The organism is Paeniglutamicibacter sulfureus (assembly GCF_039535115.1).
Taxonomy (GTDB): domain Bacteria; phylum Actinomycetota; class Actinomycetes; order Actinomycetales; family Micrococcaceae; genus Paeniglutamicibacter; species Paeniglutamicibacter sulfureus.
Map to the genome: position 1 here is coordinate 54,640 of NZ_BAAAWO010000001.1, position 17,720 is coordinate 72,359.

16 protein-coding genes are annotated in these 17,720 nt (G+C 63.8%); 13 read left to right on the top strand and 3 right to left on the bottom strand.

Annotation, left to right across the window (positions count from 1 at the left end; genetic code table 11):
* Positions 1–8: 8 nt before the first annotated feature.
* A complete protein-coding gene (locus tag ABD687_RS00235) occupies positions 9–2,156 on the bottom strand; it encodes a Stk1 family PASTA domain-containing Ser/Thr kinase (protein WP_310288278.1) in 2,148 nt (715 codons plus the stop codon).
* Between the two features lie 165 nt (positions 2,157–2,321).
* A complete protein-coding gene (locus tag ABD687_RS00240) occupies positions 2,322–2,570 on the bottom strand; it encodes a WhiB family transcriptional regulator (RefSeq protein ID WP_007271814.1) in 249 nt (82 codons plus the stop codon).
* Positions 2,571–2,897: 327 nt separating this feature from the next.
* Here ABD687_RS00240 and ABD687_RS00245 point away from each other — a divergent pair, with 327 nt between their 5' ends.
* The gene (locus ABD687_RS00245; protein WP_302262482.1) at positions 2,898–3,341 is read left to right on the top strand and encodes a hypothetical protein; all 444 of its coding nucleotides are present in this window, start codon (positions 2,898–2,900) and stop codon (positions 3,339–3,341) included.
* 38 nt (positions 3,342–3,379) lie between these two features.
* On the opposite strand, the gene ABD687_RS00250 is transcribed toward ABD687_RS00245, so the two are convergent.
* The gene (locus ABD687_RS00250) at positions 3,380–7,492 is read right to left on the bottom strand and encodes an FtsK/SpoIIIE domain-containing protein (RefSeq protein ID WP_310288275.1); all 4,113 of its coding nucleotides are present in this window, start codon (positions 7,490–7,492) and stop codon (positions 3,380–3,382) included.
* Between the two features lie 381 nt (positions 7,493–7,873).
* Between ABD687_RS00250 and ABD687_RS00255 the strand changes: the two genes are divergently transcribed.
* The 12 genes from ABD687_RS00255 (at position 7,874) to ftsX (ending at position 17,713) form a co-directional block, all read left to right on the top strand.
* Positions 7,874–9,103: a TadA family conjugal transfer-associated ATPase gene (locus ABD687_RS00255; protein WP_310288272.1), complete on the top strand. Its 1,230-nt coding sequence runs from the start codon at positions 7,874–7,876 to the stop codon at positions 9,101–9,103.
* Positions 9,100–9,951 (top strand): type II secretion system F family protein, encoded by an 852-nt coding sequence (locus tag ABD687_RS00260; RefSeq protein WP_310288270.1) that lies wholly within the window; start codon positions 9,100–9,102, stop codon positions 9,949–9,951. Before ABD687_RS00255 ends, ABD687_RS00260 begins: the two co-directional genes overlap by 4 nt.
* Positions 9,948–10,889: a type II secretion system F family protein gene (locus tag ABD687_RS00265; RefSeq protein WP_264270745.1), complete on the top strand. Its 942-nt coding sequence runs from the start codon at positions 9,948–9,950 to the stop codon at positions 10,887–10,889. Before ABD687_RS00260 ends, ABD687_RS00265 begins: the two co-directional genes overlap by 4 nt.
* 205 nt (positions 10,890–11,094) lie before the next feature.
* Positions 11,095–11,289, top strand: a complete 195-nt coding sequence (locus ABD687_RS00270) for a hypothetical protein (protein WP_264270793.1) — start codon at positions 11,095–11,097, stop codon at positions 11,287–11,289.
* 34 nt (positions 11,290–11,323) lie between these two features.
* Positions 11,324–11,707 (top strand): TadE family protein, encoded by a 384-nt coding sequence (locus tag ABD687_RS00275; protein WP_310288267.1) that lies wholly within the window; start codon positions 11,324–11,326, stop codon positions 11,705–11,707.
* Positions 11,700–12,140 carry a hypothetical protein gene (locus ABD687_RS00280; RefSeq protein ID WP_264270743.1) on the top strand — a complete coding sequence of 147 codons (441 nt, stop codon included), beginning with the start codon at positions 11,700–11,702 and terminating at the stop codon, positions 12,138–12,140. Before ABD687_RS00275 ends, ABD687_RS00280 begins: the two co-directional genes overlap by 8 nt.
* Positions 12,141–12,231: 91 nt before the next feature.
* Complete coding sequence (locus ABD687_RS00285) at positions 12,232–12,636, top strand: hypothetical protein (RefSeq protein WP_264270742.1); 405 nt, start codon at positions 12,232–12,234, stop codon at positions 12,634–12,636.
* Between the two features lie 165 nt (positions 12,637–12,801).
* Positions 12,802–13,917: a peptide chain release factor 2 gene (gene prfB, locus ABD687_RS00290; protein WP_264270741.1), complete on the top strand. Its 1,116-nt coding sequence runs from the start codon at positions 12,802–12,804 to the stop codon at positions 13,915–13,917.
* 323 nt (positions 13,918–14,240) lie between these two features.
* Positions 14,241–15,047 carry a CoA transferase subunit A gene (locus ABD687_RS00295; RefSeq protein ID WP_264270740.1) on the top strand — a complete coding sequence of 269 codons (807 nt, stop codon included), beginning with the start codon at positions 14,241–14,243 and terminating at the stop codon, positions 15,045–15,047.
* Positions 15,048–15,050: 3 nt separating this feature from the next.
* Positions 15,051–15,683, top strand: coding sequence for a CoA transferase subunit B (locus ABD687_RS00300; RefSeq protein ID WP_264270739.1), 633 nt, complete (start codon positions 15,051–15,053; stop codon positions 15,681–15,683).
* Between the two features lie 291 nt (positions 15,684–15,974).
* Positions 15,975–16,802 carry a cell division ATP-binding protein FtsE gene (ftsE, locus tag ABD687_RS00305; protein WP_264270738.1) on the top strand — a complete coding sequence of 276 codons (828 nt, stop codon included), beginning with the start codon at positions 15,975–15,977 and terminating at the stop codon, positions 16,800–16,802.
* Positions 16,799–17,713, top strand: a complete 915-nt coding sequence (gene ftsX, locus ABD687_RS00310; RefSeq protein WP_264270737.1) for a permease-like cell division protein FtsX — start codon at positions 16,799–16,801, stop codon at positions 17,711–17,713. Before ftsE ends, ftsX begins: the two co-directional genes overlap by 4 nt.
* Positions 17,714–17,720 lie beyond the last annotated feature (7 nt).

Sequence of the window (17,720 nt, forward strand, 5' to 3'; positions counted from 1 at the left end):
TGCCGCTGCTAGACCACGACCAGCTTGATGGTCGAGCCCTCCGGGGCCTTGCCATTGGCGGGACTTTGCGAACGAACAGTCCCAAAGAACCCACCCAGCAACTCCTCGACTTGGACCTTGAAGCCCAGGGACTCGAGCTCCCGGCGTGCCTCAGCGAGCTGCTTGCCCTGCATGTTGGGTACCTCGATCATCCGCGGCCCGCGGGAAACCACGTATTCGACGGTGGATCCGCGCTCGACCTGGCCGCCGGAAGGCTGCTGAGAAATGATTGCACCTTCCGGCACCGAGGTGCTGTATTCCTTTCCGGAGGACTTGCCCTTCAGCCCGGCCTGTTTCAGTTCGGAATCCGCCTGCTGGGGCGAAATGCCGGCAAGCACCGGGACGTCCACCGGGGCCGGTCCACGGGACACTGTCAGCCCGACCTTGGTGCCGCGGCGCAGCTTTTCCCCTGTCTCCGGATCATGGCCGAGCACCACGCCCTCGGCGACTTCCTCGGAGTATTTCTTCGAGACCTTTCCGGCTGCCAGGTTTGCGGCCTTCAGGTCCTTCTCGGCCGCTGCCTGCGTGCGGCCGGTCAGGTTCGGGACGGAGAAAAGCTCGGGACCCTTGGAGACCAAGAGCTGGAGCCCTTGAAATCGGCGGATCGTTTCCCCTGCGGCGGGTTCACTTCCAACCACGAGGCCACGCTCAAGCTTGTCGTCGAATACCTCGCGGGTGCCGGCCTGGACGCCGGTGTCCGACAGGCGTTGCACCGCCTCGCTGCCGGTGACCCCGGTCAGTGTCGGGATCGTGAAGGGGGCCCCGGGGCCCATGCCAAAGAATAGGCCGACGGCGGCAACGATTGCTGCCAGGAGCGTCAGCAGGACCCCGAAGAGCCACTTGCGGCGCGTCGGGATCCGGGAATCCAGCTGGCGGGTGGGGATCTGCGCGTCTTTTCGCCACGCAATGTCGGCAGCCTTGGCGTTCCTCTTGGCCTGCCGCGCGGAAACCGGTCGCTGGGGCTGAGCCTGCAGCGCCTGGGTGTGGCCCTGGTCCACTTGCTGGGTGGAGGAGAATGAACCGGCCAGCACCTGCGTGTGGTCCGAACCGCTTGCCAGCACGGTGGTGTCGTCCGGAGAGGGAGTAGCTTCGTCGCCGGAAGCGGCTGACAATGCCATGGTGGCGGCATCGCCGGAAGCCCGGCCGGCGGCTGCGGAGTCACGGTATTCCTGGGCCAGTGCAAGGCGGTCGTGGACGGTGGTGTGGGCGGAAGTCGCCGGCGGAATCAGGTCCTTGAGCCCGCCAAGGGTTTCGGAGCCCAGGTCGAGCTGGTTCGGAGTGAGCGAATCGTGGATCTGCTTGAGGTCGCTGAGCAGGAACGAAGCGTTCTGCGGCCGGTCCTCCGGGTCCTTGTTGGTGCAATAGGCCACCAACTCGTCGATCTCCGGGGAAAGTCCTGGCACGATCGCCGAGGGCGGCGGGACATCGTCGTTGATGTGCTTGAAGGCCAGCCCGTAGGCGCTTTCCGCGGTGAAGGGCTGGCGCCCGGTGAGCAGCTCATAGGCGATGATCCCGACGGCGTAGATGTCGCTACGCTCGTCTGACGGTTCACCCTTGGCCAGCTCGGGGGAGATGTACGCGGCGGTGCCGAAGAAGTTGGTGGCATTGGTGTGGGCCGAGGCGGCGCGCGCCAGCCCGAAGTCGGCGACCTTGATGCGACCCTCGTCCGAAATCAACACGTTGGCCGGCTTCATATCGCGGTGCACGATGCCTTCCTCGTGCGCCACCGACAAGCCGGTGCAGATGGCCTGCAACACCACCAATGCCTGGCGCGGAGTGTAGCGCCCTCGGGAAGCGAGCGACTCGCGCAGATTCAGCCCGCGCACGTATTCCATGACCAGGTAGGCGGTGGTGCCCGAAACGTGGTGGTCGCGAATACCCACGATGTTGTCGTGGGTGAGACCGGCGGCAATGATCGCCTCCGAGGCGAATCGCTCAAGGACGACGGGGTCGGAAGCCAGATGCGCGTGCAGGATCTTCACGGCGACGGTGCGGTGCAGCCTCACGTCCATGGCGCGGTACACGGTGGACATTCCGCCGTCGGCGATGCGGGCATCGAGCCGATAGCGTTCATCAAGCGTCGTGCCTATGCGGGGGTCGGTGTGTGGCTCTGTCACTTATCGATGGTAACCAGTGCTAGGGGGTGGGTGGAGTCCGCAACACGGGAACGGCGAGGTTCTTGCGCTGCCCGTGTTGCCCGGCTTGAAGCCGAAATGCAGGTGAGGGGCCGGTTCCCGTGGAACCGACCCCTCACGTGAAGGTGCTGTGATGCACCGATCAGCCTAGGAGGCTCGACGAGCCCGTGCTGCCCGGCGTTTGAGCGCCCGGCGCTCGTCTTCGCTCATGCCGCCCCAAACACCTGCATCCTGGCCGGATTCGATGGCCCAGGCCAGGCAGGTGTCCACTACGGGACACCGTCGGCAGACACTCTTGGCTTCTTCAATCTGGAGCAGGGCCGGTCCGGTGTTTCCTACCGGGAAGAAAAGTTCCGGGTCCTTGTCCAGACAGGCCGCGCGGCTACGCCAATCCATGCTTGATGATGCTCCTTGTGTCTAGGAAAAGTGAGGGGATTGCCCAGCATAAAAAGCCGGGACAAAAGCAGCGCGGCGGGAAAAATGCCTTACCCGAACGACTGCCTAACAAGGTTTTCATGTTACGTTCACGTAAACAAGAGTCCTGTGTTGCAAATACCTCCACAACCTTGAGTGCTTGGTCACAAGCACCGGTTTTACGGGTCTGACTAACAGGTTTCCACCTCCGTGACAAGGGCATTTTTTGCCTCATTGTGTGGTCGTTTGTCACACCCGGGCAGGCTCCGGCTTTGGCCTCGGGGAGGCTGCGCATACTAGATTTGGGGAGTGATGAACCAGCCAGCGCCAAAGCCCGTCCGCCCCGCGATCCAGCGTCGCCCGATCTCGGTGCTACTCGTTTCCGGGCTTTTGGTCCTCGAGGGCCTCGCCGTTCTCTTCTATGCTTTCACCTACGCCATGGCGCTGGGCCAGGCCGGTGCGTTGGGCATGGGAGCCCGCATCTTCATGCTCATTTTGATCGCAGGAGCCGGCATCTGGCAGTTGCTGGTGGCGCACCACTTCTTCCGGGCGCGGGCCTGGACGCGTGCGGCGGTCCTGATGTGGCAGGTCTTCCAGATCATCCTGGCGATTCCCTACTTCCAAACCGGAGATACGCTCATGGCTTGGCTGTGGCTGGTTCCCGCCGCCCTGATCATCGTCCTCATCTTCGACCCGCGCACCACCGCGTTCCTGGGCGATCGTCCCTCATCCGACGCCGAGCCCGAAAGCTGACCGTCGACACTTTCCGGGACCGGTCCCGCTCGCATGGATCACGCTGCGCGGTTCACGCACTGGATCTGCCGAATCGTTCCGCGATCCATGGCGAAGGCACGTCCCGGCAAGCTCGTGGCCGCGGCTTGAAGCCGGAATCCGCTGGGGTCGGCGTCACCACCGAATTGCGGGTCAAGCACCAAAAATGAGCGTTGGTCCCGCACCACCGATGAAAGTCCCAGTTCGAAGAGCAAGCGAGCCGAGGGCTCGGCGCTAAGGATCACTTGGACGCGGGCTGCAAGTAACACCTCGGCGGCCCGGGAGGCCTGGGCCATGCGCAGGTCGGCACGGTCCACCAGCACGCGTTCGGCTAGTGGGTGCAAGTTGAGGAACTCTTCGGCATGGGCGGGCAACTCGTCGTCCGGGCCAAAGTGCACGGTGTGCCGTTGACCCGAACCGGCCAATCCGGCGAGGTGTTCCAGCAGCGTCCGCTTGCCTGCCCCTTCGTGCCCAATGACCAGCCCGCAGGGGCCCGGGGACCAGATGAATGGCCGGTTGTCCGGACCGCAGACCCCCACGGACAACGACGACGGGGACTCAGCAGCACCACGACTTCCCTGGGTCTGTCCCCAGGCGGCGGTTTCCAGATCCGACGATGACAAGACCTCGGGCAGTGGAAGTGAACGGAGCCATGTTTCTGGCGCTTGGCCCACGGGCATCGGCATGGAGGCGGCCCCGTCGAGCAGCTGGAATTCCGTCCCACGCGGTGGCCCCTCGGGGTCCAGCAACACGCCACGGCCCACGTGCGAGGCAACCTTGCGCAGTTGCGGCCATCCCATGAGTACCTCGGGGCCGGCACCGCGCGGCAAATACCAGCGGCTCTCGCAGAGCGATGCGGCCCGCGAACTTGTCAGGTCCCGGTCCCCGCACACGACCAGTGCACGTCCCAGTTCGGGTGCGGTGCGTGCAAAGCCTGCCAGCATCGCCTCAAGGGTCAGGAACGTACTGCCCTCCAGCGCCTGGGCCCAGCCGCCGAGTCCGCAAACGACCAGCAGCAACGGTTGGCCGCACCCTGGGTCCCCGAGTTGCAGCAGCAGCTCGTTGATGCGCCAAGCGTCGCCGGGGCCGAGATAGCCCGACACCGCCGGATGGTCGCGCAGCGCGCCCAAGGTGCCGTTGCCGTCGAGTACGAAGGACGGCATTCCAAAGGACCCCCGGTTCACGGCATGGACCAGCAATTCCGGCACCCGCTCGATGCCGGAGCCCGGCAGGCCGCAGACCATGAGCCGGGACGTGGACTGAGGGGTGAAGACCAGGGGACCTGCCTGCGGCAAGTGGGGACGATCCAGCATCCCGACCACCCCCTGGTGCCCCGATACCTGCCGGAGCACCGAGCGGGGGATCGCGGGCAGGTGCCGGGGGAGCGCTGCGGAAAACGGGTTCGGGGCGGGCTCGACGTCGCGGTGCCTCTCACGGATGGATTCCACCTGCGCGGTCAACTCGGAACCGGGCACGGTCTGCCCGGGGGCTTCGTCCACCGCTGCCTTGGATGCGGCGCCGGGTCGGGCGGCGGGCACCTCCTCATCGAAGTGCACTTCGTCCAGGCAGGGGCCGAATCCCCGCAACCGCGCCGGGACGCTCGGACGGGCGTTGACGCGTGCCCGGAACTTCACAGGGGAGCCACCCCCGCGCCGGAAATATGCCAAACCGGGGGTCGACGCATCCAGCCGCGCCGCCGCGGCCGAGCCGATCAGGTCATTGGATTCGGATTCGCCGATGGTGCGCAGCGCGATGACCGAGCCGATATTGGCGCGCAATGGTGCACTGATGGTCCCGGCCGGCCGTTGGGTGCTGAGCACCAGGTGGATCCCCAGCGAGCGGCCGACAGTGGCGATGTGGACCACCCGTTCCAGTGCCTCGGGCAGCTCGATGGCGAAAACGCGAAATTCGTCGATGAGCACCACGAGCTTGGGCAACGGCGGGTCGGTGGCGGTGCGCGATCGCAGGTAGTCCCGGTGGTCGGTGGCCGCATGCTGCGCCAGGAATGCCTCGCGCCGGCGAAGTTCGTGCCCCAGCAGTTCAAGGATCCGTTCCCCGGCGGCAGCATCCAGGTCGGATACGAAGTCCTGGACGTGCGGCAGCACGGACAGCGGGGCCAGCGTGGCACCTCCCTTGAAATCGACGAGCATGAATGCCAAAGCGTCTGGTCCGGTTCCCGTGGCCAGGCCCAGCACCAAGGAGCGAAGCAACTCGGATTTTCCCGAACCGGTGGTTCCGGCGACCAACAGGTGTGGCCCGTCGGCGTCGAGGTCCAGGTGCAGTGGCCCTTCGGCGGTGTCCCCGATGAGGGCTCCCGTGCGGTGGGTGACGCCCGTCGGGGTCGCAGAGGTGGCATCGTTGACCGGATCCAACCCAGCCGCATCCAGCGGCACCAGCCGCCGGATGGCACGCGCGAGGGTGTCGAACCCGATCCCCTCCAACTCCACGGGCAGGGAGCTGTCCGTGAGATCGCCGTCTTGAACCGGTCCCGGTCCGGGGTTTTTCGCCGGTCCGGAACCACGAGGTGAAGCGTGTCCCGGCGATCCGGGCGCGCGACCCCCTGCTATCCCACGCGCCGGCGGTGCGGGCCACAGCCATGGATTGTGTTCCCGGCCCGAAGACTGCAGGACCAACCGACCGGACCGGCAGTCGATGTGCGCCTCGGCTCCGGCGACCGGTGCCGAACCGCCGCAGTGGAACCACACTGTCGGACCGGCATCGGTGGTTGCGGGGGGAACCGGTTGGGCATGTTGTGTACTCCGGACTCCGGTGCACAGCACGATCCTGGGGGTGTGGGTCGAGGGCAGCTTAGCATCCGCGGGGAGCACCCGGACACCGGGCAGCATTGCGAATTCAGCGGGCAGAAAACCAGCCGGGCCCAACACCACCACCTCCAGGGTGCCCGCGGCCAACAGCGGAAGCCACCGTACCAACACGCCGCGCAGCACCGGGCCCCAACCTGATTCCAGCCCCGGGAACCACACCATTGCCCCTGCGTGCAGAAGCAGCGGGACGGGGGAATCTTGCAGTATGCCGAGGTTTGACGGATCCGCGTTTTCGGCGTCGGCTCGCGTGGCCCGGAAGTTGGCGAACGCGTTGGTGCGCCGGCGCCGGCGCCGTCGGCTCTGCGGTCCCGTTGTCGTTCGGGATTTTCCGCGTGCAAGCCGCGGGGCGGGCGGATCGGCGCCGGATCCGCTGCACAACCATGCGGCCAGGCGGCCGTGCCCGATGACCAGCGCCGGGAAACCGGCCCCGTCCACGATGCAGCCGCCGGCAAGTCCTGCCGCCACCGCACCCAAGGGAGGAGCCAAGTCCTCGCGCCGCTTCGCATCCGCCACCGTTGCCTGGGCCCAGGCCCGACGGAAGCGTGCCTTGGCCCGAAGCAGCAGCAACGCGGGCAACCCTCCGGTGAGCAGCGAAATGGCGGAGAAGGCCAGGAAGAACACGCTGCGTGTCATCAGGAACAATCCGAACCCGAGACCAAGCGGCGCAAGGGCCCCGATGAGCAACATCGCCAGCCTGCTGCCTGGCTCGTCCGCGGCGAGGGGGACTGGTTCCAACGGCCATTGCACCGGTCCCGGTGAGAGCCCACGAGCCGGGAGCACCGCGAAGTCGCTCCCTCCGGCGGTGAATGAATCACCGATGAGCAGTCGCCGCTCAAGGATCGGCGTTTGGGCGAACCACACGCCGTTGGACGATGCTTCGTCACTGAGCACGATGGAAGTGTCGGTCACCCGTAACAGCGCGTGACGGCGCGAGAGCCCCAGATCGCCGATGGGCAGGTCGACTTCGCCGCGTCCCAGTGCATAGACCCCGCGACGAAGAGGCAGGGCTCCGCCGGGATCGGGACCCCGCATCACCACCAGCACGGCGGGATCATGCCCGTCCGAGCGAGGGTGCCGGTGGGGTTCGGGCCCCACCGGCGAGTCGGAGAGCAGGATCCTTCCCGACAGCGGCAGCCGCGGGACGTCTGTGAGTGCTTTTCCCGCCCAATGCCAGATAATGCCGGGCCAGCGTGGGGCCAGGACACCGGCCAGCCGAAGGCCGCTGACGGGTTCTGCGGCCGCCAGTTCGAGCAGCACCGGCTGGCCCAATGCGGGGGAATTCAGCCGGATGTGGAGTTTCCCTGCCACGAGCACCGCCTTTCGCTGGTTTAGGCCCTTGTGCCTTTGACGGACCGTGCCGGAAGCCGTAGTCGGCAACGTTCTCGGCGCCGGGCGGCGCGCCCTCCCAATCTAGGGAATCCGGAGACTGGCAACCACCGCGATCTTGCCCGTCTGTGGACGGGGGACCGAGACATAGTCAATTGTCCACAGATTTGGCAGGAGCCTTGAAGCTGGCCCGGCGCGCGGGATAGGGTCGCCATATTGCGTCTAGCAACTAACTGGATACCGTCGCTCACCAGCACAAAGGGATGCCGAGCATGGCCACCGCCAAGAACCGCCTCCCCACGCGCTTCGGCGAACGGCGCCGCTCCCGGCAGTGTCCGGGACGGGTCACGGTAGGGAAGCACGATGGCTGACGGACTGGCGATAGTCGAGGATGAGGTACGCGAGCTCATCCGCAGGCATGGGCTCGACCCATCCACCCAGGTGGGCGAGGTCCGGCGTCTGGTTGACGAAGTGGTCCGCGACTACGACGAACGTTCCCTGCTCGGCGTGTTGCCGGCGCTGGGGGAATTGGGCATCGCCCGCCGACGGGTCATGGACGCTGTTGCCGGTCTCGGCGCCCTCCAGCCCCTGCTCGATGACCCGGACGTCGAGGAAATCTGGATCAACGGTCCGCACGAGGTTTTTGCCGCTCGCGGAGGCACCTCGGAGCTGACTTCGATCAGATTGCTCGAGGCCGAGATTCCGGCACTGGTCGAGCGCATGCTCAAGTCCTCCGGGCGCCGCCTGGATCTTTCCCAGCCCTTCGTTGACTGTCAGTTGCCAGACGGCTCGCGACTCCACGTGGTCATCCCGGATATCACCAGAAGACACTGGGCCGTGAACATTCGCAAGTTCATCGCCAGGGCCAGCCGGCTTGACCACCTGGTGGAGCTCGGCTCGATGTCCCGGCAAGCGGCGTACTACTTGGATATCGCCGTCGGAGCTGGGTTGAACGTGCTGGTTTCAGGGGCCACGCAGGCCGGGAAGACGACGATGCTCAACTGCCTTGCCTCCTCGATAGGCAGCCGAGAGCGCGTGGTGACGATTGAAGAGATTTTCGAACTCAAGATCAACCTGCGCGACGTGGTGGGACTGCAGACCCGGCAACAGAACCTCGAGGGCAACGGCGAAATCAACATGCGGCGGCTGGTCAAGGAAGCATTGCGCATGCGTCCTGACCGGTTGGTCATTGGCGAGGTCCGTGAGGCCGAGGCACTTGACATGCTGATCGCTCTCAACTCCGGGTTGCCAGGGCTCTCAACAATCCACGCGAATTCCGCGCATGACGCGTTGACCAAGATCTGCACCTTGCCGTTGCTGGCAGGAGAGAACATCTCGCCGAACTTCGTCATCCCGACGGTGGCGGCCTGCATCGACCTGGTGGTGCATTGCCGGCGCGACGCGGCGGGAAAGCGCTTCGTGGGGGAGATCATGGCGCTGGGCCGGCGCGTGGAAAATGGTGCGATCGAAACAACGACGCTGTTCGAGCACGTTGAAGGGGTGCTGGAACTGCAACCCAGCGCGGACCTTGCACACCCGAAATTGCTTGACGCCGGCATCGACGTCGCGGAACTGGGGAGGCTGGTGGCGTGAGTGTGTTCCTGGGACTCACCCTCGGCTTCGGGTTGCTGCTGGTTTATCGCTCTTTCACCTCTGTGGCGGGAACGGGATCGCGAGCCGGCAATGGACATATCGAAACCCTGCTGCTGCATGCCGGGCTGGACAAGGTGACCCGGGGCGGATTCATCTCCGCTTCGATCACCGCCGGGGTCATCGTCGGACTGGTAGTTCTCATCCTGACCGGAGCGCCGCTGATCGCCCTGACCTTCGCCGGGTTCGGCGCGGGTGCCCCGTGGGTGCTCGTGGCGCACCAGGCCACCAAGCGCGCCGCGAATTTCCGGGAACAATGGCCTGACGTTGTCGACCACCTGCGATCGGCAATCAGAGCCGGGATGTCGTTGCCCGAGGCGCTCACCCAGCTGGGGCAACAGGGGCCCGAGGCGCTGCGTCCGGCATTCACGGAATTCGGCCTGGACTACCGGGCGACGGCACGCTTCAACGATTCGCTCGAACGTCTGGCTGCACGCTTGGCCGATCCGGTCGCCGACAAGATTGTAGAGGCCCTTCGCATCACCCGCGAAGTCGGAGGCACCGACTTGGGAGAGATGCTCGGCACACTCAGCTCTTTCCTGCGCGATGCTGCCCGGACTCGCGGTGAGCTCGAGGCCCGGCAGTCCTGGACGGTGTCGGCGGCCCGGCTTGCCATCGCCGCCCCGTGGGTCATCCTGTTGCTGTTGGCCGGGCAGCCGGCGGCGGTCTACGCGTATTCCACGGTCACCGGGATGCTGGTGCTCGCCGGCGGCCTGGCGGTGTCCTTCCTTTGTTACCGGGCGATGATGCGCATCGGACGCCTGCCCGAGGAAGAACGGGTGTTTCGATGAGCACCACAACGATCCTGGCATTGGTGTTGGGTCTGTGTTTGGGCAGCGGACTATGGCTCGTGCTGGTCCGGATCCCGGCGATGCGCCCTGTGACTTTCTCCCAGCGTCTGGCTCCCCACCTTCGCGCCGGCAGGAGCGGTTCACGAATCCTCGTCGAACCGCTCGCCGCGCAAACCCCCTTTGGGCCGCTCGGGCGCATCGTGGGTCCGGTCCTGGCCGATGTGGCACGAATGTCGCAGCGGCTGAATCCGAGCAACGAGGCCCTGGCACGGCGACTGGCGCGTGCAGGGCTGCGGATCGGCGTGTTGGATTTTCGCGCCCAACAGCTTCTGTGGTCGGCCGGGTTGACGTTGCTCGGCGCCGCCCTGATCGGCCTGAACATTGTGGCCGGTCGCTTCAACCCGATGCTGGCACTGGTGGTCCTCGTCTTTTGTGCGGTGGGCGGCTACCTGCTGCGCGACTGGTACCTCGGGGAGCAGACCACCCGCCGCAGCAAGCGAATCCTGAACCAATTCCCCACGATCGCCGAGCTCATGGCGCTGGCCGTGGCCGCGGGGGAAAGTACTGTGGGCTCGATTGAACGGGTGGCGCGCACATCCAGAGGTGCACTCAGCGAGGAATTTTCCCTCACCCTTGCCCATGTCCGCGCCGGCGCGACACTGGCCGGCGCCCTGTCCGACATGTCCGACCGCATTCAGCTCACGGCAATGACGCGTTTCGTCGACGCGATCATCGTGGCCAGTGAGCGCGGGACGCCAATCGCCGCGGTCATGCGGGCGCAGGCCCAAGACGTGCGTGACGCTGCCAAGCGGGAGCTGATGGAGACCGCGGGCAAGAAGGAAATCGGCATGATGGTACCCATAGTTTTCGGCATACTGCCCCTGACCATCGTTTTCGCGGTGTATCCGGGACTTTCGCTGATCGACATGAACTACTAACGAAAGGTGCAGAAGCAGGGCAAGCAGCGGAACCCGGACGGGATCCCGACGTGTCCGACTGTCGCGGGAACTCGGCAGGTACGGAGCGGCACCAAATTCATGGCTAGCAGCACCAGGCACTCGCGCCGGCGGACGGCGCGGCAACAAACCGGCAAGGAGAAATGACATGAGGATCGCACGGCAGTTTGGATTGTTGATGTTCGGCATGGGCATGTGGGCAGGTACCCGCGCCACGGAGTTGGCCGAACGCGTAAAGCGCAATGAACGTGGCGACGTGCCCGGATGGGTGATGATCACCTTGATGAGCGCGCTGTTGGTTGCAGCGCTGCTGGCTATCGCCGGTCCCCGGCTGGAAGAGCTGTTCAACCAGGCAATCAACCGGGTTTCGGGCCTGGGCTAAAGGGACGGGCATGCCAGGGTTCGCCGTGCCCTCAATGAAAGAAGTGCGGGGCAACCAGCGCGGATCGGCCGTTGCCGAATTTGTGATGGTCTCCGCGCTGCTCATCGCCGTGTTTCTGGCCATCCTGCAGCTCACTCTTGCGCTTCACGTCAGGAATACCTTGATGGATGCCGCAGCGGCCGGTGCCCGGTATGGCACGTTGGCAGACCGTGGTCCCGGTGACGGTGTGGGTCGCACGCAGGACATCATCCGCGGAGCACTGAGCGATCGCTTTGCTTCCAATGTGCAGGCCAACGCCATCAGCATCGGGGGAACTCCCGGCGTGCGGATCACCGTCCGGGCGGGAATTCCACTCATCGGCATGATCCCGTTCGCAGGTGAGTTCGTGGTGCACGGAGAGTCGGTGCGATATGGCTAGCCCGCCGCAGGACCATCGCGAGGCACCCGGGCCTCAGAGTGGTTCCTCCATCATCGAATTCATCTTCCTGGTGGTATTGCTTCTGGTGCCGCTGGTGTACCTCGTGGTGGGCGCCGCACAGGTCCAGGCGGCAAGCTACGCGGCGGTCGGCGCGGCTGACCACGCCGCCAAGGTCTTCGTCACGGCGCAAAGCGAGGGCCAGGGACGTGCCCGGGCGGCGGATGCCGTTCAGCGGGCAGCCGCCAACATGGAGATCGGGCCTGGACGCACCAATTTCAGTTACAGCTGCCAGGGGACATGTCTCTCACCCGGAAGCACCGTGACAATCAATGTGTCGGTCGAGACCGTCCTGCCGATGCTTCCCGATGGCTGGAACTGGCGCACGGGCAACGTGGGATCCAAGGCCACCCAGCGGGTCGATCGATATGGGTAGCAGCAGCGGGGCCGCTGGACGCGTCATTGACACCGAAACAATGCCCGCCACCCGGTCACCTTCCCCGTCCAGAGCGGAAAGCGGGCAGTCGATGATATTGATCATCGGCATGGTCGCAATCTCGCTGCTGGCCATTAGCGTGGTGCTTGCGGCCACGGCTGTAAACGTGCAGGCACACAAGCTCCTTTCGGTGGCAGACGGGGCTGTCGCCGCGGCTGCCGACAACTTTGAGCTCTCGGCAGGCGGCGGAGAGATCGCTTCGCTTCGGTTGCAGCCGTCCGAGGTCCGAAACGCAGCGGAAAAATACCTTGCGGACATTGACGCCCGGGCAGGGTTCTCGAACCTGCGAATCGTCAGCGCCGGCGTGGAACCCGACGGAGTCACGGCGCACGTGCGCCTGGGCGCGGTGGTGCATCCACCGATCATCGGCTGGGTGGTCCCGCGCGGGGTGTCTATCCACGTCGAATCCCACGCCCGCACGCTGCTCTCACGTTGAATAGCGGAATGCACCTGGCCAAGGCCGCCAGCGGGAACGGGTGGATCCGCCCTCGCCGTTGACTGGACCACGGCGTCCATCAGGATCACCGATGGGGCTTCATCTGTCATAACCAAGCCCCGAAGCAAATTGTGGCGCCTTATATGTCGTAGGCTGGAAACTACCATGGCTTCAACTGACTTTTCTGCCGAAATCAAATCACTGCGTTCCACCTACGCCTCCATCGAAGAGGTCTCCGATGTGCCGCGCATCCGCGCCGACATCGCGATGCTCTCCGAGGAAGCGGGTGTTCCCGATCTCTGGGACAACCCGGCCGCGGCGCAGGTGGTCACATCCAAGCTCTCGCACCGCCAGTCTGAGCTTGAGCGTCTGACGAGCATCCGCACCCGCATCGACGACTTGGAAGTGCTGGTGGAACTCGCCGAGATGGAGGCTGACGCCGATACCTTGCAGGAAGCGGAAACCGAGCTAAAGTCGGTGCGCAAGGCATTGGAGAACCTGGAAGTGGTGACGCTGCTCTCCGGTGAATTCGACGCACGCGAGGCGGTTGTGACAATTCGTGCCGGTGCCGGAGGCGTGGATGCCGCCGATTTCGCAGAAATGTTGATGCGGATGTACATGCGCTGGGCCGAAAAGCACGGCTACTCTACGCGGGTCATGGACACTTCCTACGCCGAAGAGGCTGGCTTGAAATCAGCCACCTTCGAAATCAACGCGCCCTACGCGTTTGGCACGCTATCGGTTGAGGCCGGAACCCATCGCCTGGTGCGCATCTCGCCCTTCGACAACCAGGGCCGACGCCAGACGTCATTTGCCGCTGTTGAGGTCATACCCCTGATTGAGCAAAACGATTCCATCGAGATCCCGGAAAACGAGATCCGCGTCGACGTATATCGTTCCTCGGGTCCGGGTGGACAGTCAGTGAACACCACCGACTCGGCGGTGCGCATGACGCACATCCCCACTGGCATTGTGGTGTCTATGCAGAACGAAAAGTCGCAGATCCAAAACCGTGCGGCGGCTCTGCGCGTGCTCCAGTCGCGATTGCTGCTGGTGAAAAAGGCCGAGCAGGACGCACAAAAGAAGCAGATGGCCGGCGACGTCAAAGCCTCGTGGGGCGACCAGATGCGCTCCTACGTGCTCAATCCCTACCAAATGGTCAAAGACCTGCGCACCGAACACGAGGTCGGAAACACTTCCGCCGTGTTCGATGGCGAGCTCGATGACTTCATCGACGCCGGGATCCGTTGGCGGGCGGCACAGCGCCGTCCACAGTCCTAGACATTCACTCCGGCCGAACACCGGCCCGGCACCGAGCCGCACAGCGGACGAAGACAAGGGAGGTTCCCCGGGCACGTTCATCGCGTGCCCGGGGGGCCTCCTTGTTAGTTTGGGGTACCTCTTGCAACGGCGCAAGGCACATCGCTCCAAGAACACGTTGCTGGAACGATTGTGTCCGGATGGGTGAATTCCGCCACTGGACGTCCTACGATGTGGCTACAGGGTAGTCGCAAGCCGGGGACCAATTCCGCCGCGCGATAAGCCTGGTGCAGACAGGCCCGTGGCCTATCGCACCGTCCACCCGCAATCCCAGGAGCGCAGGAATGCTAGACAAGACCTACGAATCAGCAAATGCAGCGGTGGCGGACATTCCGGAGTCCGCGTCCATCGCCGTGGGCGGTTTTGGGCTTTCGGGCAACCCAAATGTACTGATACAGGCGCTGCTAGAGACCGGGGTCGGCGACCTGAAGGTCGTCTCTAACAATTGTGGAACCGACGACCACGGGCTGGGCATCCTGCTACGTTCCGGCAGGATTTCGAAGATGACGTCTTCATACGTCGGCGAAAACAAGGAATTTGCACGCCGTTATCTCAGCGGCGAATTGGAGCTGGAGTTGACCCCGCAGGGAACGCTTGCCGAGAAGCTGCGTGCCGGCGGTGCTGGCATCGCTGCCTTCTACACGCGCACCGGCGTAGGTACCCAGGTAGCCGATGGAGGACTGCCCCAGCGCTACGGTCCCGACGGCGCGATTGTCCAGGCTTCCGTGCCCAAGGACCAGCGTGACTTCGCGCCCGGCGGCGAGCCGGGGACCTTCGTATTGGAGGAAGCCATCGTTACCGACTACGCCCTGGTCCACGCCGCATACGGAGATCGCCATGGAAACCTGGTGTTCAACAAGGCTGCGCGGCAATTTTCTCCCGTGGCCGCAATGGCGGGAAGGATCTGCATTGCCCAGGTTGAGCACTTGGTGGAGCCCGGCGAGCTTGATCCCGATGCGATCCATTTACCCGGGGTTTTTGTGCACCGCGTGGTGGAGGTGGGGCCCGATATTGAGAAACCGATTGAAAAGCTGACGGTCCAGTCGGCCGGTGCCGCGTCCAACGACGCACCATTTGCAAAGGAGGGCTAACCAATGCCTTGGTCACGCAATGAAATGGCGGCCCGTGCGGCGCTTGAACTGCCAGACGGTGCCTATGTCAATCTCGGCATCGGCATGCCCACGCTGGTGCCGAACTATGTTCCCGCGGACCGCACGTTGGTGCTGCAATCGGAGAACGGGATCCTTGGGGTCGGCCCATATCCCTCGGAGGCAGATGTCGATCCCGATCTGATCAATGCGGGGAAGGAAACCGTGACGGTGCTTCCGGGCGCCAGCTACTTCGATTCTTCGACGAGCTTCGCGATGATCCGCGGCGGCAAGATCGATGCAGCGATCCTCGGTGCAATGCAGGTTTCCGCCGGCGGAGACCTCGCCAACTGGATGATCCCCGGCAAGATGGTCAAGGGCCCGGGCGGTGCCATGGATCTGGTCCAGGGAGCCAAGCGCGTCATCATCTTGATGGAGCATGTTGCGAAGGACGGAAGCGCGAAGATTCTCAAGGAATGCACCTTGCCTCTAACGGGCCGTGCGGTGGTGCAACGCATCATCACGGATCTCGCCGTAATAGACGTCACAGCCAGCGGCTTGCAGCTGGTCGAATGCGCCCCCGGTGTCACTCCTGAACAGATCAGGGCCGCAACCGACGCACCGTTGGCGCTACCGTAGGAGTTCCAACCGTGCGTTGGTGGTCGGAATAACCCGAGGCCAATCGGTGGTTGCGCCGTGGGTCGGACGGCGGACGGTCCCACCGGGCTTGCTGACTGGCGGGTAATGCAGTTAGCCGGGAATCGGTCACGCAGGGTGCGTTCACCTGGCTCACAGATTCGTGACACACCCGCTTTTTGTGCCGACTGTGTGCCGCCGGGACGGATAGAGTGCAAGAGCTGGCTTTGCTACTTCCTTCAACAAAGTCCCGTGCCTGGATCATGCGCCGGCGATCCCGCGGGCAGAGTTGCGATGATTAGATTCGAAAACGTCACGATGGTCTATGACCAGAAGTCGCGCCTTGGTTCGGAGAATGCGCGCCCTGGCCTCGACGACGTAAGCATTGAAATTGACCGTGGTGACTTTGCGTTTCTTGTTGGTGCCTCCGGCTCCGGCAAATCCACCTTCCTCCGGCTCATCCTGCGTGAAATCGTCGCCACCGGTGGTTCCGTCCATGTCGCCGGACAAAATGTTGCACGCATTCCCTCATGGCGCGTGCCCAAGCTGCGTCGCGGCATCGGTGTCGTGTTCCAGGACTTCCGCCTGTTGCCGCAGAAGAACGTTTTCGAGAACGTCGCCTTTGCCATGCAGGTGGTGGGGGAGAGCCGAAGTGCAATCCGCGACCACGTGCCCGAGGTCTTAAAGCTCGTGGGTCTGGAGGGCAAGGAAAAGCGCCAGCCAGATGAACTTTCCGGCGGCGAACAGCAGCGTGTGGCCATTGCCCGCGCCATTGCCAACAAGCCGCAGATTTTGCTTGCCGACGAGCCGACCGGAAACTTGGACCCGGCTACGAGCGTCGGGATCATGAACGTCTTGGACCGCATCAACCAAAACGGCACTACGGTCCTTATGGCAACGCACGACGATGGAATCGTCAATTCCATGCGTCGACGCGTCGTTGAGCTTTCCTTGGGCAGGATCATGCGCGATGAGAGCTCTGGCGAGTACACCTCGATGATCCCGGTGATTAATCAGGACGGAACACGCGAATTGCGGCAGGCCGATCACAGTACGTGGCAGAAACCGTCGAATCGCAGCCAGGCCTTCGCGCCGTTTGACACTGAGGACGACTTGCCATGAAACTCGGATTTATTCTCGGCGAAGTAGGCACTGGCCTCCGCCGAAACCTCTCCATGGTGGTCTCCGTAGTCTTGGTCACCTTCATTTCGTTGACTTTCGTGGGTACCGCGGCGCTCATGCAGATGCAGATCTCGCAGATGAAGGGCTATTGGTACGACAAGGTCCAGGTGGCCATTTATCTGTGCGGTGAGCACAACGAAGGAACCAACTGCACCGAAGGTGCCGTAACCGAGGACCAACGCGGCGAAATTGATTCGATGTTGGGCTCCTCGGCGGTGAAGCCGTATGTTGACAGCTTCGAATACGAATCGAAGGAACAAGCCCTCACCCACTTCCGCGAACAGTTCGAAAACTCGTCCATGAGCGAAACCGTGACTGCCGACCAGCTTCCGGAGTCGTTCCGGGTTTCCTTGGTTGATCCTGAAAAATACCAGATCATCAAGGAACTCTTCTCTTCGATGGACGGAGTCGATGTGGTGGTCGACCAGCGGGAGCTGCTCGAGAAGATCTTCTCCATCATCAACATCGCATCCTTCGTTGCCATCGGCATTGCCGGCGTAATGATCCTTTGCGCGGTGTTGCTCGTTGGAACAACGATTCGCCTGTCCGCCTACTTACGTCGCCGCGAAACTGGCATCATGCGCCTGGTGGGGGCCTCGAAATCCTCGCTCCAGTTGCCCTTCATTTTGGAAGGCGTTATCTCGGCATTGATTGGCGCGTTGTTGGCCGGTGGCGTCTTGTGGGCGGCGGTAAGGTTCCTTATCGACGGGAAGCTTGCGCTCGACTACAAGGACACTGCCTTCATATCCACCGGCGAAGTTTTCCTGGTGGCACCGTGGTTGATCCTGCTGGGCGTGGTTTTGGCTGGTGTATCGTCGTTGGTAACCTTGCGGCGGTACTTGAAGGTTTAGGGCGCCG

Coding starts and splice junctions, on each gene's coding strand:
- ABD687_RS00295 (WP_264270740.1), top strand. CDS start 14,241: ATGCTAGACAAGACCTACGAATCAGCAAATGCAGCGGTGGCGGACATT.
- ABD687_RS00255 (WP_310288272.1), top strand. CDS start 7,874: ATGGCTGACGGACTGGCGATAGTCGAGGATGAGGTACGCGAGCTCATC.
- ABD687_RS00300 (WP_264270739.1), top strand. CDS start 15,051: ATGCCTTGGTCACGCAATGAAATGGCGGCCCGTGCGGCGCTTGAACTG.
- ABD687_RS00280 (WP_264270743.1), top strand. CDS start 11,700: ATGGCTAGCCCGCCGCAGGACCATCGCGAGGCACCCGGGCCTCAGAGT.
- ABD687_RS00240 (WP_007271814.1), bottom strand. CDS start 2,570: ATGGATTGGCGTAGCCGCGCGGCCTGTCTGGACAAGGACCCGGAACTT.
- ABD687_RS00270 (WP_264270793.1), top strand. CDS start 11,095: ATGGGCATGTGGGCAGGTACCCGCGCCACGGAGTTGGCCGAACGCGTA.
- ABD687_RS00285 (WP_264270742.1), top strand. CDS start 12,232: ATGATATTGATCATCGGCATGGTCGCAATCTCGCTGCTGGCCATTAGC.
- ABD687_RS00275 (WP_310288267.1), top strand. CDS start 11,324: ATGAAAGAAGTGCGGGGCAACCAGCGCGGATCGGCCGTTGCCGAATTT.
- ABD687_RS00265 (WP_264270745.1), top strand. CDS start 9,948: ATGAGCACCACAACGATCCTGGCATTGGTGTTGGGTCTGTGTTTGGGC.
- ftsX (WP_264270737.1), top strand. CDS start 16,799: ATGAAACTCGGATTTATTCTCGGCGAAGTAGGCACTGGCCTCCGCCGA.
- prfB (WP_264270741.1), top strand. CDS start 12,802: ATGGCTTCAACTGACTTTTCTGCCGAAATCAAATCACTGCGTTCCACC.
- ftsE (WP_264270738.1), top strand. CDS start 15,975: ATGATTAGATTCGAAAACGTCACGATGGTCTATGACCAGAAGTCGCGC.